Consider the following 15,617-nt stretch of genomic DNA (forward strand, 5'->3'; position numbering starts at 1 on the left):
ACTCTTTCGTTTGTTTGAGCTGCGTTAATCTTTTTCTTAGTTCACCATCACTTAAAAATTTGCCACCTTGTTTATCATTTTCTTGTTGTTGTGCTAATGCAAAGTTATACGCCCATCTGGCAACACCTGCGCATTGAAAAAGCTTCGTCTTTTGCTTATTGTTGGGCAGAAGCATGACTTTGTACGTGCGAATCATCTTCTCCCAGCCCCTTTTTGACTTTTTTCACATAAAATGATCATCAGATTTTTATAAAATTTTTATAAATATTTATACATTTATCATGAACAGTCAAAAGCCCCCCTACGATGAGCAAACGTCGCATTCTTCAATCGTTACGGCAGTGCTGCGAACGTAATACGTCGATTTTAACCGTTCTTTCCATGCCGTTAAATGTAAATCCAAAAGATCTTTCGCTTTAATCGTGTTGTATACGTAAAGATTAAAACTTAACGACTGATCGACATGTTTTTGTCTAGCGGCATTTTGACGAATGCTCATCTTTTGATCCACTTCATAGGCATTTTCGTAAAACCAAAATGTTTTGGCATTTAAATCAGGAACGGTAACAGGAATTTTATAATTTTTCTTTTCTTCAAAATATAAGCGATTAAAGACAGGGTCGCATGACGCCGTTCCGTTTGCTAAAACGGATGTCGAAGCGTTTGGCGCAGGCGCCATGAGATACCCATTACGTATCCCATGTCTCATCACTTGTTGCTTTAACTCATCCCAATCTAACTCATCGTGGGAATGATAACCGCGAAGGTCAAAATATTTCCCTGTATGCCAATCAGAACCTGCAAACTCCGGATATGCTCCTTTTTCTTTCGCTAATTCCATGCTTGCTCGAATCGTTAAATAAGCGATTTTTTCAAATAGCTTGTCAGCGAAATCAACGCTTTCTTCGCTATTCCACTTGATTCCTTTTAACGCCAATAAGTGATGCCATGAAAATGCACCTAGACCGATTGCCCGATATTTTTTATTTGTCATCACCGCTTGCAACACTTCAATGCGATTTTCGTTTAAGTCGATGACGTTATCGAGCATACGTACTTGAATCGGAATTAATCTTTCGAGTACATCGTCTTGTACGGCGCGAGCGAGATGAATGCTAGATAAGTTACAAACGACAAAGTCGCCTGGCTTTTTATGAATAATAATTTCACCATCTTGCGTATACTCTTTTGTTACGGTAGTCGCGCTCATATTTTGCATAATTTCCGTACATAAATTGCTAGAATAAATCATGCCCGCATGTTTATTTGGATTCATTCGATTCGCTTCGTCGCGATAAAACATATAAGGTGTACCCGTTTCTAATTGTGATTTTAAAATGCGCTTCATAATTTCAATGGCAGGTACACGTTCTTTACTTAACTCTGGGTGATTGATACATTCTTCGTATTTTTCGCGGAACGAACCACACCCTCGTTCTTCATCGTAAAAATCTTCAAGACCTAGCGGATTCCCATCTTTATCTTTCCACCCCATCACTTTTTTCACTTCATGTGGGTCAAATAAATACCAATCGCCACGCTTTTCGACTTGTTCCATAAATAAATCAGGGATGCATACGCCATAAAATAAATCATGGCATTTTTGCCGTTCATCGCCGTTGTTTAGTTTCGCGTCTAAAAATGAGAAAATGTCTTTATGCCAAACGTCTAAATAGACGGCAATACTTCCTTGTCGCGTACCAAGCTGGTCAACCGATACAGCGGTATTGTTTAATTGACGCATCCATGGGATGACACCAGACGATACGCCTTTAAATCCTTTAATATCCGAGTTGCGTGCCCGAATTTTACCTAAATATACACCAATCCCTCCACCGCCTTTTGATAAACGCGCGACGTCTGTATTTGATTCATAAATGCCGGTTAAGCTATCGTCGACTGTATCAATGAAACAACTCGATAATTGACCGTAAGATTTACCTGCGTTGGCGTACGTTGGTGTAGCGACCGTCATGTATTGGTTCGATAACGCCCAATACGCTTCTTTGACAAGCTCCATTCGTTTTTCTTTTGGCTCATTCACCATCAGCGTAAGAGCAATGGTTAAAAAACGTTCTTGTGGCAACTCATAAATTTCTCCGTCATATCCTTTCGCTAAATAACGATCAACGAGTGTGCGTAATCCGATGTATGTAAATTGCTCGTCTTTTTTCGGATCGATCCATGTCCCCGCTTCTTGTAGTTCTTCTTTCGTATATCGTTCAAGTACAAACGGATCGTAAATACCGAGATCAACGAGCATTGTTTGTAACTCATAAAAGTAGCGGTATGTGTCGGATACATCATAACCCCGATTTATAGCAGCCTCATTGTATAGCTGTTGTAAATAAAGGCGTGCTGCGACAAACGTCCAATCAGGTTGTTCTACGGTGATTTCGTCAAGTGCATTTAAAATGAGTTTGTTCATCATGTCATCGTATGATTTTGTATACGTCAGCGACCGTATCGTACGCTCGATGTATCGCTCGCTTGATAAGTGTGGAAAATCTTTGAAAATATGAAACAATAATGTGCGGGTCGTTTCTTCATTTACTTCTGTTTGTTGTTTTATGTACACCATATAACATCCCTTCCCCTAGAAAATAAAAAAATCCGCTCTCGTTGAGCGGATGAAACGATGGTAAAAGCATGCCTTTTTCCATCGTTTCATCTTCTCAATCCCCGAAGAATATGAAACGATACAAGGAAGGCAGGTCTCCTGACTTGCGCTTCTTCCTACTTTGGATTCCTTCCCATATATGCGCCATAAAACAGCTGACATATACAGTGGTGTTGTTTCCATTTCGTCTGCGCACACAGTTGCGGGGACAGTTCTGGATTCGCACCAGATTCCCTATTAAGTCCGTTTGGACACCTTCGCTTGTCGGTTTCAATATATAGTTATTATCTTGTTTATCATCACAATATATTGTGTAAAAAAGGTTTACGTTTAAAACTATAACGAAAAATCTCAACATTTGCAATCATTATTTTTCATCCTTTGCTACATAGCGTCGATCTTTCATAAACAGCCGCCAAAAATAAATGAATCCTGGAAATAAAATTGCAAAACCAACGATATACGTCAAAAATAAGGCACGAAACGTATTCGGGTGTGTAAATCCCGACTCAATGGTTACATTCGGATAAATCATATACGGTAAATGAGCTTTCCCATATGCATAGCTCGCACAAAAATATTGCAAAACGATCGCACCCACCGCAAGACGCGGTATTCCGCGTCCATGTTTCTTTTTCCATGGGGGAAGAAAAAGCGCCCCGCCAGCTAAAAGGAACAATATGACGGAAGCGACAAGCCATGGCCAATGAGACATCATTCCATCGTATAGCCACCGTGCTTCATTTCGCATCGTAATCATAATCAACATCGAGGAGAGAAGGGCGAATGGTCCTATAATAAGCGCATCGCGACGATAGATCGCATATGCCTCCGCTTCATTCGCTTCATTTGAGTAATCCGCTAATAAAAGCGAAGAAAGAAAAAGTGTGCTTGTAATCGCAAAGGCAATAAACGCATACTCATGTGGGCTTGTAAATAGACGATCGAGCCGAAGACGACTGACACCATTCATTGTTTCAACGAAAGACCCATGTGTAATGGGCAAGACGCTAATTAAAAATGCTGGAATAAGCAAGCCGCTTATGCCTGAAATGTAAATGAGCACTTTTTCATATTTAGGGGCAACGTGCGAAAAAACGAGAAATGCACTACGAACGGTCAGCAAAAGTAAAATAATACTACCAGGGATAAGCAAGATCGTTCCAAGTATAAACGTCGCCCCAGGAAAAAAGCTAACGAGCGCTACGACGATGGCGACGATAAAGACGTTCGTTACTTCCCATGTTGGCGATAAATATCGATTTGCGATTTTCGTTGCTTTTGTTTGTGGACGATTCATATATACCATCGACCAAAAACCTGCTCCGAAGTCCATCGTCGCCATGACGGCGTAAATAAAAATAAATCCCCATAAAATTGAAATCGCAATTAATTCATCTGTCATCATCTTGCTCCTTTCTATATGTGTATAGACAACTGTTGTTCAATCGGATGGCGGCGAAAATACGATCGCAAGACGAGCACGACGGCGATGAGTAAAAATACGTAAATGGACGTAAATAAAAGAAAAAGTGTTCCTAAATTTGTTGATTGTGTTACAGCTTCTGCCGTTGTCATCATGCGATAAATGACCCATGGTTGTCTGCCTGTGCAAGCAAAAATCCAGCCAAATTCAATGCCGAGAAGAGCGAGCGGCCCAGCAGTAACAACTGTCCGCATAAACCAGTTTGGAAATGTATATTGTTTCTTTATGCGATACCAAATGAATCCGACAGTTGAAAGTAGGAGAAGAAACATGCCAATTCCGACCATGGCGTTAAAAAGTGTATGGACGAATAGAGGGGGCCACCATTCTTCTGGAAAATCATTTAACCCGACAACGACGGTATCGAAGCGATTACCAGCTAAAAAGCTAAGCAACCACGGAATTTCAATTCCCCATTTTACTGTTTGTGTTTCGCGATCTGTAAAACCACCGATAACGAGTGGAGCGTGTGACTGCGTTTCAAACAATCCTTCAGCAGCCGCTAATTTTTCTGGTTGATATTCATGAAGAAGTTGAGCTGATTCATGTCCGTTTATTGCCGTGAGTAAAGAAAATACGCCACCGACTGTTAACCCGAGCATCAGTGCTTTTTTATGAAAAAGCTGAATGCGCTCGTTATGTTTATTTTTCAACATCTTGTAGGCAGCGATGGAAGCGATCGTAAACGCTCCGGTCATATAGGCGGATAAAACAACGTGTGTGGCTGTGACGGCAAAGCTCGGATTAAAAAATGCTTTCCATGGATCGACGTCAACAATTTGTCCATTTTCGATGCGAAAGCCTGTCGGTGTACCTTCAAAGGCATGTACGTTCGTAATTAAAATGGCAGAAGCAGCTGCCCCGATGGCCACAAATATTAAGCTTACGATGCGCATCGTTGGTGAAATGCGGTCAGCTGCATATACGTAAATGGATAAAAATAACGCTTCAACGAAAAACGCATAAATTTCAATTTGAAATGGTAGTGCCATCACTTTTCCGATTACTTCCATAAAACCGGGCCATAGAAGGGAGAGCTGCACTCCTGCAATCGTACCGGATGGAATGGCTACACCAAGCAAAATGGCGAGCGCTTTTGTCCAACGATTTGCCATGATGGCATAGTCATTGTCTTTCGTTTTTTGATATAGTAGCTCAGCCAATAAAATCATAAGCGGAATCCCAACGCCAAGAGTGGCGAAAATAATGTGAAATGCCATCGTTGTACCAAAAAGCGTTCTTGCTGTTAATACGTGGTCCATACCGAAATGTTCATCCCTTTCCATACATTGTCGTTTCCTAGTTTGATTTGAAAAGGGAAAAAATATACAAAAAAATAAGCGACCGTTATGATCGCTTATTGTAGAGCTTTTTTTAGTGCAGAGATGTTGTCATTCATAATTGCGAAGTAGTCTTTGTTGTTTTTTATATCATCATTTGTTCGTGCTTCTAAGTTGTGAAGGATAAGTACATCAGCTCCGATTTCGTTTTTCACAACTTCAGCAATTTTCGATGTTACGTTTTGCTCAAAAAAGATATGGTGTATGTCATGGTCTTTGGCGATTTGAATAATCGAAGCAAGCTGCTTTTGCGATGGTTCATTTGTTGGTGACAATCCTGTTACACTTATTTGCTTGATGCCGTATCGTTTTTCCCAATAGCCGTATGCCGCATGAGCGACAAGAATTTCTTTTCTTTTTGCTTCTTTTACTAATTGTTGAAATTGTTGATCTAGTTGTTCAAGCTGTTGTTTTAGCGAAGTAAAGTTTTGTTCAAAATCGTCTTTTGCTTCCGGTTTTAGTTTTGTTAACGTTTGTTTAATCGTTTCAGCCATTTGGATTGAATATATCGGATCTAACCAGACATGAGGATCTACATCACCGTGCTCATGCTCATCTTCATGGGCGTGTTCATCTTCATGAGCATGTTCGTCCCCATGAGCATCGTTGGCTGGAAGCAATTCCATCCCAGCTGTTGCTTCCACGAACTTGACGTGTTCATTCTCTAGCGTTTCGACAACGCGGTCAACAAATCCTTCCATTCCTTGACCGATGTAAATGAAAGCGTCAGCATCTGCGATTTGTTGCATCGTTTTTGCCGTCGGTTCGTATGTGTGCACATCAACGCCGGGAGGATATACGCTTTCCACTTGAACGTGCTTGCCACCAATTTTTTCAGTAAAGTCTTGAAGAGGGTATACAGTTGTATAAACGATAAGTTGATCGTTTTTTTCCTCATTCTTCGATTCATTCGTCTGTTCTTGTTGCGAGCATCCAAACAATAGCAGTGTGCTCGTAAGTATAATGGATAAAATGGTTTTTACCTTCATCTTCCTCCTCCTTCCAAATAAAGAAAGATGTTTCTGATCGTCAGATAACATCTTTCTCACTCCTGTTTTATTATATCGTAATCGTTACGATTTGAAAACTATGAAACAGAAACAAATGGTGGGAGTGGATCGACAAATGTTGACCAATCTTTGCTCATTTCTTCATCTGTTAATAAGCATGTATCGAGTGAAGAAGAAATGGCTTGTTCATCCATATCGATTCCAATAAACACGAGTTCTGTCATGCGATCACCATACGTATCGTTCCATTTGGCGCGTAATTCTGGTTCTTGTTGTAAAATTTGTTCACGTTCATGTGGAGGATATGTGGCAATCCATTCGCCAGCCCCTTGAATCATAATGGACGGTCCAGCTTGAGAAAGAAGTCCGCACATATTGTTGCGCGACGCGAGCCAGAAAAATCCTTTTGCACGAACGACTTCAACCGGCCAGTTTTCAAGCCAATGCATAAGTCTTTCAGGGTGAAACGGGCGACGGCGGCGATATACGAAAGAAGAAATACCGTATTCTTCCGTCTCAGGTGTATGTTCTTCGTTTAGTTCTTTCATCCATCCAGCCGATTGACTTGCTTTTTCAAAATCAAATAAACGGGTATTTAAAATGTCATGAAGTGCCACTTTTCCGTACGTTGTTCGAATGATTTTCGCTTCTGGGTTTAATTTACGAAGAAGTGCTTCTAATTCGTCCGCATCTTCTTCCGAAATACAATCAATTTTATTTAAAATGAGCACGTTTGCAAATTCGATTTGGTCAATTAATAAATCAACGACTTCACGCACATCTGTTTCATCGATCGCTTGTTTGCGATCTAATAACGTTTCACCGGAAGCGAAATCATGCCAAAAACGATGAGCATCGACGACAGTAACCATCGTATCTAATCGACATTTCGATGTTAAATCGATCCCGAACTCCTCGTCAATGTACGTAAACGTTTGAGCAACAGGAATTGGCTCGCTAATGCCTGATGATTCGATAACGATGTAATCAATGTTGCCAGCATCAACGAGATTTTCGACTTCTTTCATTAAATCTTCTCGCAACGTACAGCAAATACACCCATTTTGAATTTGTACAAGCTTTTCTTCTGTACGCGAAAAACCGCCTTGTTTAATTAATTCAGCGTCAATATTGACTTCACTCATGTCATTGACGATGACAGCGATTTTTAATCCGTCACGATTATTTAAAATATGATTAAGCAACGTCGTTTTTCCAGAACCTAAATAGCCGCTTAATACGGTAACAGGGATTTTCATTTTCCTCCTCCTTTTGATAAAGCGTAATTATTACGATTTACAACGTTTATCATATCGAAAAAAAAAAGAGAAAGGGCAATTATTTTTGCTCTTTTTCTGGCACAGGATCAAATCCACCTGGATGAAATGGATGGCACTTTAAAATGCGTTTGATTGTTAAATAGCCTCCTTTAAGTGCACCGAAGCGACGAATCGCTTCTAATCCGTAATGCGAACAAGTCGGATAAAAGCGACATGTCGGTGGTTTTAAAGGGGAAATAAATCGTTGATAAAAACGAATGAGTAAGATGAATATATGTTTCATGTAATACGCCCGCCCCTATTTTTTCTTATTGTAACATATTTGGACGAAACAATTCCAACAAAAAAAGATGAAAAAAGTCGGACTTTTGTGTATGATAAAAACGTAACAATTGAAAAAGAGGTGACATATATGCCTTCAGTAGAAAGCTTTGAACTAGACCATTGTGCGGTCAAAGCACCGTACGTTCGCCATTGTGGTGTTCATCAAGTCGGTAGCGACGGTGTTGTGAATAAATTTGATATTCGCTTTTGTCAACCAAATAAAGAAGCGATGCAACCGGCAGCGATTCATACACTTGAACATTTACTAGCGGTGCACATTCGTAAGCATGCTGAAAAATACGCTCATTTTGATATTATCGATATTTCTCCGATGGGATGTCAAACGGGGTATTATTTAGTCGTTAGTGGCACGCCAACAGTCGAAGAAATTATTGATTTGCTTGAGGCGACGATGAATGAGGCATTGACGGTTACAGAAGTGCCAGCTGCAACGGAAAAAGAGTGCGGTCAAGCGAAATTGCACGATTTAGAAGGAGCTAAGCGACTTATGCGATATTGGCTATCGCAGCCAAAAGAACAATTGAAAAAAGTATTTGGTTAAAAAATAAAGGTTCAGATGTTACATGTCTGAACCTTTACTTTTTTCACTCGGCAATTCATCAATAGTATGTTTGTATTTGTATGCTTTTGAGGTCGTTAAAACGCTTAAAATGAGCACGACAAATACAATGATGATAGAAATAATAAAAGTGAGCAACATACATACCCCTCCATCCTCCATTTTAAATTTTAATATGAAAGCATATTGTTTTCCAAAAAATTTTTTGTTTGTTACAATGAAGAAAGGGAAAGTTTATAATCGAGGAGGGAACAAGGATGAAAGAAAAATTAATTGACATTGTCAACAAACAAATTGCGAACTGGAATGTGTTATACGTAAAATTGCACAACTACCACTGGTATGTGAAAGGACCACAGTTTTTTACGCTGCATACGAAATTTGAGGAACTATACAACGAAGCAGCTCTACATATTGATGAGCTAGCAGAGCGTTTGTTAGCGCTAGGTGGAAAACCGTTAGCGACGATGAAAGATTATTTAGCGGTAGCATCTGTACATGAAGCAAAAGGAAATGAAACGGCGGAAGAAATGGTAGCGGAAATTGTTCGCGATTTTGAAACGATGATTGAAGAATTGAAAGCTGGCATGGACTACGCAGGAGAAATTGGAGATGAAACAACAGGCGATATGCTTTTAGGCATTCATCAAAGTTTAGAAAAACATGTATGGATGCTCAAATCGTTTCTCGGATAAGGTGGGAGTGGCCCCACCTTATTTGCATGTTCAGTCGCAGATGAGTGCTTTTGTTGCATGAAAATAAATGAATCGACTCACACTAACTGTAACAAACGAAAAAGAGGTGGGTCGATGAAAAAAACGTATTATGTTTCGGTGGCACGTGGTGAGATTTCACAAGTGAAAACGGCTTCACCATGGGAATTTCGCATTGAAGCGACGGATGAAGAAATCATTCAATTACGGGAGTATTTTGATGAAATGTATTCATCCGATTGGCAATCGTTTTGGCGTGCACATGTGCCATATGTGCAATATCATTATGATCGGCCGAACGACGGGTATGACAACGCGATGAAAAAAGTGTATGAAATGATTTATGAACTTGGTGATGAAGAAGCGAAACAACAAATTGAAACGATGGGTGTCATACAGTTATAAAGGCTGTCGACAACTTTACTGTGTGGTACAATGAAGAAAACATACAGTTGAGGGTAGACGGTGATGATTGTATTTCAAGATTACTACGGATACAACGTTCGACTTTCTTTTTCTGACCATCCTTTCTCGCAGCAACCGAAACATGTTTTCGTTATTTGTCGGTACGGTGGTCGTTGGTTATTGACAAATCACGCTGTACGTGGCTTGGAGTTTCCAGGCGGGAAAATAGAGAAAGGAGAAACGCCAAAACAAGCAGCAATTCGCGAAGTAAAGGAAGAAACGGGAGGGGTCGTTGAAAAGATCACGTACATTGGACAGTATGAAGTCAACCGTCCGAATGAAACGATTGTAAAAAATATTTATTTTGCCCATGTTAAATCTTTGGAACAAAGGGAGTCGTATTTTGAAACAAATGGCCCTGTGCTCATTGAGCATATGCCAGATGAAATAGCGAAAGATGAACGATTTAGTTTTATTATGAAAGATGGCGTATGGACATATACAAAACAAGAGTTACAGCGGCGGGGAATGTTGTAAAACCCCACCGCTTTTTGACGTGTGGGGTTATGCGCCCTTCACTAATTTCTTTTCAAGCCAACTTACAAGTTGATACATGATGCTTGAAAGTAACGCGATCATAAGCAAACTTAATAAAACGAGCGTAAAGTTGAACACTTGGAATCCGTAAATAATCATATAACCGAGTCCTTGTTTTGAGACGAGAAATTCACCAACGATGACACCAACCCAAGATAGACCAACGTTTACTTTTAACGTTGAAATGATTGTTGGGAAGGAGGCAGGTAAAATGGCCTCTGTAAACCACTGTCGTTTCGTTGCTCCGAATGTTCGAAGCACTTTTATATAGTTTGCATCGACTTCTTTAAATGAGGTGTAAACGACAATCGTTGTAATGATGATCGAAATGATCGCTCCCATTGCGACGATCGATGTCATATTCGGTCCGAGTGCGACGATTAAAATCGGACCGAGCGCTACTTTTGGCATCGCGTTTAAAATGACTAAATACGGATCAACGATGTGAGAGATGCGCGGAAACCACCAAAGTATTGCTGCAAAACAAACACCGATCATCGTTCCGGCGATAAAGCCCAGCACCGTCTCTGTTAATGTGACGGTCGTGTGTGTTAGCAATGTATGATCGCGTATTTTGGCGATAAACAAATGCCAAATGGAAGACGGGGAGCTAAATAATAACGGATCAATCCAATGAAATCGGCTTGCGATTTCCCATAAACTAAAAAACGTAATGACAATGATTACTTGAAAAAAACGGACGATTTGTTTTTCCTGTTTTTCATATGCCATATATTGATCATATATACGTTGCAACCACTCATGTTTGTTCAATGCTCTCTAACTCCTTCCAAATCATTTGAAAGAGCGGTGAAAAATCTGGATGTTGGCGAGCTTGAAATGGTGTACAAGCTTTTAATGAGTCTGGAACAGTAACAATTCGTTTAATTTTTCCGGGTTTTGCGGTAAATAAAACGATCCGATCGCTCATCGCAATCGCTTCACCGATATCGTGTGTGACAAGAAGTGCTGTTTTTCGATATTGTTTTAACGTCTCCCATACAAGATCTTCAAGTTTAAGCTTTGTTTGGTAATCAAGTGCTGAAAACGGTTCGTCTAACAATAAAATTTTCGGATCGGTTGCGAGTGTGCGAACAAGTGCTGCGCGCTGACGCATTCCTCCCGATAATTCATAAGGGTAACGATCGTCCACGTCACGCAAACCGATTTGATGTAGAAGGGAGAGCGTTTGCTTTCTCGTTTTCTCGCTATATTTGCCTGTCAGTTTTAATCCGAGTGTCACGTTTTGTTCAATCGTTTTCCATGGAAACAAATAATCGTGTTGAAGCATATATCCGATCGTTTGGCTCATCGTGTGAATTTCTTTTCCTTCGATAAGCACACGACCTTTTGTTGGTTTGATGAGCCCCGCCACAATTGAAAGAAGCGTTGTTTTTCCACAGCCGCTTGGGCCGAGAAAGGAGACAAACTCTCCTCTCTCGACAGTTAGCGATAGATGATCAAGCGCCAATACGGCAGATTGCTTTGTGACGTAGGCGTGCATCACTTGATCAATTGTTAAAATGGGCATGATGTTCACCTACTTTTTCGCTTTTTCAGCGAACGATGTATTCACTAAAATGGAATGCTCAATGTACGATGGCAACTCGTTTGCTTCTTTCATAATGTTTTGAAGATGGTTCCATTCTTCTTCATCTAAAATCGGATCAGTTGCGTATGAACCTTGTTGTTTATAGCGATCGACGACTTTTTCAATGAGAGCGATATCTGTATTTTCAAAGTACGGTTGAATGACTGTTGCAATTTCTTTCGCATCGTGTGTTTGCACCCATTGTTGAGCTTTATAAAGAGCTCGTGTGAATTTATCAATCACATCTTTATTTTTTTCAATGAAGCTTTGTTTCGCCATAAATGTCGTATATGGGAGATGACCAGATTCCGTTCCGAATGAAGCGACAATATATCCTTTTCCTTCTTGTTCAAAAATGCTAGCAGTTGGCTCAAATAGTTGGACGAAATCGCCTGTTCCGCTTGCAAATGCATTGGCAATATTAGCAAAATCAATATTTTGGATGAGATTTAAGTCTTTGTGTGGGTCAATGCCGTGTTGTTTGAGAACGTATTCTCCGATCATTTGTGGCATGCCGCCTTTTCTTTGCCCCAAAAATGTGCTTCCTTTTAGTTGATCCCATGTAAAGTTGGCGATTGGTTCACGTGAAACTAAAAATGTACCATCGGTCTGTGTCAATTGCGCGAAATTGATGACCGGATCAACAGCTCCTTGGCTATACACGTAAATGGACGTTTCGGAACCGACAAGCGCAATATCCGCTCCGTTTGATAAAAGTGTCGTCATCGTTTTATCGCCGCCCCACGTTGTATTTAGCTCAATATGAAGCCCTTCTTCAGCAAAAAAACCTTTTTCAATTGCCACGTATTGTGGAGCGTAAAAAATGGATCGAGTTACTTCTGCAACGCGTAACGTTTTTACATCATTTGATGAGCAGGCTGTAAGTAAAAACATTAAAATAATGAGCAAAAACCCCCATTTTCGCATGTGTTTCCCCTCTTTCCTGTCGTTTGCTTTATCGTATGCGCCTAATAAAAATGTGTGAATGATCTAAAAAGAAAACCGCCGAGCACATCCCCCGACGGTTTAATTAATCGAATGCAAAGCAATTAATTCATATGTAACGATCGTTGTTTCGTTTTCAAAGGTAAGTTTTTTGACAATCGCTTTTCCCGTTGTTTCTCCGTGTTTTGTTCGTCTTACTTCTAATGGGACATCAAGCGGATATAAACGATAGCCTTCTTTTTGTAATACAAATAAGTTGTGTTCAATTCGTTTTTCTTTTCCATTTGTGACGATCATTGTTTGTACTTCTAACGGCATACCCATGGGATCACTCCATATTCCACATTTTTACCTTCATTGAAACACATTTATGACGATTACACAACTACATTTCATGATTTGTAACTATATCATATAAATAAATCATATGACCTAATGATAAATTTTATTGACAGGACAAGAATATAAATGATACGATGGCAATAAGCTTTCAAAGGAGATGTTTGAATATTCATTTCTTTTTAAAGCGAAGTGTTCACGTATGAGGGGAGTTTTTTGTTACATGAAACAATTTCATTCATTTGGGTGGTATGCGGCTCGCATTGCCCCGTATTTGCCTGAGGAAGCGTTCCGTCCTGTTCCGTCTCGTCTGTTTGGTGGTCTTGCTTACATGCTCGTTTTAGTTAGCAGCATTGTCACGATTTCTTTATTTGATCTCCATTGGTTATGGAACGGATTGCTTTCAGTTGTTATTGGATTTTGTTTTGCTGGTTTAGGGTTTTTAGGACATGAAATTTTGCATGGAACAGTTGTCAAACGGGCGTGGCTTCGTGATTTGTTAGGAGGCATTGCATTTTTGCCACTTTGCACAGGTCCAAAGTTGTGGAGAAAATGGCATAACGCAACGCATCATGTGCATACACAACATGAGGAACTTGATCCGGATGCGTGGCCGACGATCAAACGTTTAGCTCAAAGTCGTTTCCTCCGTTGGATTTATCGCATTCCGTTTCCGATTCGTGCGGCTTTTTCGTTCTTGTCTTTAGCAGGGATGTTTACAGTTCATTCGCTTCATATGCTTCTTCATTTTTGGAAGGAGTTTGAAAAAGGAAGTCGTCGTGCCGTATTCTGGCAATTTGTCTTACCATGGTCGGTATGGATTGGATTATTGTTGATGATCGGAGTAGAAAAATGGCTCTTTGCGTTCGTTCTTCCACTACTTATTGGAAATGCGATCGTGATGGGATACATTTCAACAAACCATCGTTTAAATCCGCTCGTTCCAGTTAACGATCCATTAGCAAACAGCTTAACTGTCATCGTTCCAAAGTGGGTTGACGTATTGCATTTTAACTTTTCGCACCATACAGAACATCATTTGTTCCCAGCGATGAGTTCAAAATATTATCCGCTCGTTAAACAATATATTAAACAACTATGGCCGGATCGTTATTATGAAATGCCGATGACAAAAGCGTTAATTGCGCTATGGAAAACACCACGGCTTTATCACGAACAAACAGAACTAATTGAGCCGCGTGAAGGATATGTATACGGCACGCTTGGATATGGATTAAATATAGATGACCTTTCGCATAAAGTGAAGGAAAATGTTGTAGGAAAAATGGTGAAAGAAAAGTAAAGCGTCGCATCTCGGCGCTTTTTGTTTTCTTGCATGTTTTATTATAGGGGAAATATATAATTGAAAGCTATTTCATTTTTTCTTTTAATTTGCTTATGATGTAATTTTTCGTTTTTTCGTCATAAACGCCATGTCTATTGCCGCCTGAAAACATCAAGTTGACTCGTTTTACAGCATCTTGCGTTTTTTGACCGAACACGCCGTCTTCTGCTCCGCATTTAAAATGAATCGTATTTAACGCTTGCTGTAAGATGCGTACGTCCTCGCCACGATCGCCATATCGAAGTACTTTATTCGGAAGTTTATTAATCAGTTGTTCGATTGGATTTTGTTGCTTCGGTGTTTGATTAGATGGTTGTGATGGAGGGTTGGTTGCTTCTTTCTTTACTTGTTTTTCAATGATAATTTGTTGGCCAGGCTGTAACGTTCTTGGATTGACGTCAGGATTTAGACGCAATAACGTTTTGACGCTTACTCCTGTTTTTTGACTAATTGCCCATAGTGTATCCCCTTGTTCGATAGTATACAGTTTGACGTCTTCTTTTATTTCGATGTTTTCTTTTTCTGCTAATACTTGCGCATAGTTAAAACAAGGACATTGCTTCCATTCGTATCCTTTTAGTTCGTTATGTCCTTTCACATCTTTATAGTTTGGTAATATATTTACAAGTGTTTTGTATAACGCTTTTAGCGATTGTTTTTGTTCATTCGTCGGTTGTTGTGTGCGAAAATCACCTGTTAAACAAATGCCAATGCAGTAAGGGTTATGATTGCCGACATGGTAGCTAATCGTTTCTAAGTCGTTGCAAAAATGAATCGTTCCGTCTTGTTCAATGACAAAATGGTATCCAATTCCGGGCCATCCTTTACTAACGTGATAATTAGCAAACGCGAATGCGGAACCTGTTTTCGTTAAACTATGATGAATAATAATATGTGTTTTTTGTTGAATCGTCGTCTTTTTGTACGAACGTCCGGAACGAGTAGGGAGAAGATGGCGTATATCTTTTAATTGGGGGAGAGCAAGTAGTTCGTTCATTTTTTAGCCTCCTTTTGTTCGTTTTTATATACTACTATATGTTCC

General features: G+C 39.9%; 18 protein-coding genes and 1 riboswitch. Of the genes, 5 read left to right on the plus strand and 13 right to left on the minus strand.

Translation table 11 applies throughout. From position 1 onward, the window contains the following. From BO219_RS08590 to yidD, 7 genes are all read right to left on the minus strand, one after another. On the minus strand, positions 1-196 hold a 196-nt coding region (locus tag BO219_RS08590; protein ID WP_035021385.1), incomplete at its 3' end, for a helix-turn-helix domain-containing protein. A 105-nt stretch (positions 197-301) separates the two neighbouring features. Then, the gene (locus BO219_RS08595; protein WP_077429221.1) at positions 302-2,581 is read right to left on the minus strand and encodes a ribonucleoside-diphosphate reductase subunit alpha; all 2,280 of its coding nucleotides are present in this window, start codon (positions 2,579-2,581) and stop codon (positions 302-304) included. A 112-nt stretch (positions 2,582-2,693) separates the two neighbouring features. Continuing rightward, positions 2,694-2,894: riboswitch (cobalamin riboswitch) on the minus strand. A 93-nt stretch (positions 2,895-2,987) separates the two neighbouring features. Beyond that, positions 2,988-4,025: a cytochrome d ubiquinol oxidase subunit II gene (locus BO219_RS08600; RefSeq protein ID WP_198936678.1), complete on the minus strand. Its 1,038-nt coding sequence runs from the start codon at positions 4,023-4,025 to the stop codon at positions 2,988-2,990. Positions 4,026-4,039: 14 nt separating this feature from the next. Then, positions 4,040-5,368, minus strand: coding sequence for a cytochrome ubiquinol oxidase subunit I (locus BO219_RS08605; RefSeq protein WP_198936681.1), 1,329 nt, complete (start codon positions 5,366-5,368; stop codon positions 4,040-4,042). A 95-nt stretch (positions 5,369-5,463) separates the two neighbouring features. After that, on the minus strand, positions 5,464-6,435 hold the full coding sequence (locus BO219_RS08610) for a metal ABC transporter substrate-binding protein (protein WP_077429224.1): 972 nt from the start codon (positions 6,433-6,435) through the stop codon (positions 5,464-5,466). 98 nt (positions 6,436-6,533) lie between these two features. Next, entirely contained in the window at positions 6,534-7,715 is a 1,182-nt protein-coding gene (locus BO219_RS08615) for a GTP-binding protein (RefSeq protein ID WP_077429225.1), read from the minus strand. A gap of 79 nt (positions 7,716-7,794) precedes the next feature. Further along, positions 7,795-8,019 (minus strand): membrane protein insertion efficiency factor YidD, encoded by a 225-nt coding sequence (yidD, locus tag BO219_RS08620; protein WP_004888944.1) that lies wholly within the window; start codon positions 8,017-8,019, stop codon positions 7,795-7,797. A gap of 129 nt (positions 8,020-8,148) precedes the next feature. Here yidD and BO219_RS08625 point away from each other — a divergent pair, with 129 nt between their 5' ends. Beyond that, positions 8,149-8,622, plus strand: coding sequence for an S-ribosylhomocysteine lyase (locus tag BO219_RS08625; RefSeq protein WP_077429334.1), 474 nt, complete (start codon positions 8,149-8,151; stop codon positions 8,620-8,622). 18 nt (positions 8,623-8,640) lie between these two features. On the opposite strand, the gene ytzI is transcribed toward BO219_RS08625, so the two are convergent. Next, positions 8,641-8,781: a YtzI protein gene (ytzI, locus tag BO219_RS08630; protein WP_077429226.1), complete on the minus strand. Its 141-nt coding sequence runs from the start codon at positions 8,779-8,781 to the stop codon at positions 8,641-8,643. Positions 8,782-8,897: 116 nt separating this feature from the next. On the opposite strand from ytzI, the gene BO219_RS08635 reads away from it, so the two are divergent. From BO219_RS08635 to ytkD, 3 genes are all read left to right on the plus strand, one after another. Continuing rightward, positions 8,898-9,335 (plus strand): Dps family protein, encoded by a 438-nt coding sequence (locus tag BO219_RS08635; protein ID WP_012574110.1) that lies wholly within the window; start codon positions 8,898-8,900, stop codon positions 9,333-9,335. Between the two features lie 114 nt (positions 9,336-9,449). After that, on the plus strand, positions 9,450-9,758 hold the full coding sequence (locus BO219_RS08640) for a hypothetical protein (RefSeq protein ID WP_004888947.1): 309 nt from the start codon (positions 9,450-9,452) through the stop codon (positions 9,756-9,758). 63 nt (positions 9,759-9,821) lie between these two features. After that, entirely contained in the window at positions 9,822-10,295 is a 474-nt protein-coding gene (gene ytkD, locus BO219_RS08645) for an RNA deprotection pyrophosphohydrolase (RefSeq protein ID WP_077429227.1), read from the plus strand. Between the two features lie 27 nt (positions 10,296-10,322). Here ytkD and BO219_RS08650 read toward each other — a convergent pair whose 3' ends face one another. The 4 genes from BO219_RS08650 to BO219_RS08665 all read right to left on the minus strand — a co-directional run bounded on the left by BO219_RS08650 (position 10,323) and on the right by BO219_RS08665 (position 13,215). Then, a complete protein-coding gene (locus BO219_RS08650; protein ID WP_171700374.1) occupies positions 10,323-11,129 on the minus strand; it encodes an ABC transporter permease in 807 nt (268 codons plus the stop codon). Then, positions 11,116-11,886: an ABC transporter ATP-binding protein gene (locus tag BO219_RS08655; RefSeq protein ID WP_077429228.1), complete on the minus strand. Its 771-nt coding sequence runs from the start codon at positions 11,884-11,886 to the stop codon at positions 11,116-11,118. The genes BO219_RS08650 and BO219_RS08655 overlap by 14 nt, the downstream gene beginning before the upstream one ends. Before the next feature lie 9 nt (positions 11,887-11,895). Beyond that, positions 11,896-12,873, minus strand: a complete 978-nt coding sequence (locus BO219_RS08660; protein WP_077429229.1) for an ABC transporter substrate-binding protein — start codon at positions 12,871-12,873, stop codon at positions 11,896-11,898. Positions 12,874-12,972: 99 nt separating this feature from the next. Further along, positions 12,973-13,215 carry a DUF2584 domain-containing protein gene (locus tag BO219_RS08665; protein ID WP_012574116.1) on the minus strand — a complete coding sequence of 81 codons (243 nt, stop codon included), beginning with the start codon at positions 13,213-13,215 and terminating at the stop codon, positions 12,973-12,975. Between the two features lie 238 nt (positions 13,216-13,453). Here BO219_RS08665 and desB point away from each other — a divergent pair, with 238 nt between their 5' ends. Next, positions 13,454-14,533, plus strand: coding sequence for a Delta(10) desaturase DesB (gene desB / locus BO219_RS08670; RefSeq protein ID WP_077429230.1), 1,080 nt, complete (start codon positions 13,454-13,456; stop codon positions 14,531-14,533). 67 nt (positions 14,534-14,600) lie between these two features. On the opposite strand, the gene BO219_RS08675 is transcribed toward desB, so the two are convergent. Continuing rightward, positions 14,601-15,572, minus strand: coding sequence for an N-acetylmuramoyl-L-alanine amidase (locus BO219_RS08675; RefSeq protein ID WP_077429231.1), 972 nt, complete (start codon positions 15,570-15,572; stop codon positions 14,601-14,603). Positions 15,573-15,617: the final 45 nt, after the last annotated feature.

It is taken from the genome of Anoxybacillus kestanbolensis (assembly GCF_001996285.1).
GTDB lineage: Bacteria > Bacillota > Bacilli > Bacillales > Anoxybacillaceae > Anoxybacillus > Anoxybacillus kestanbolensis_A.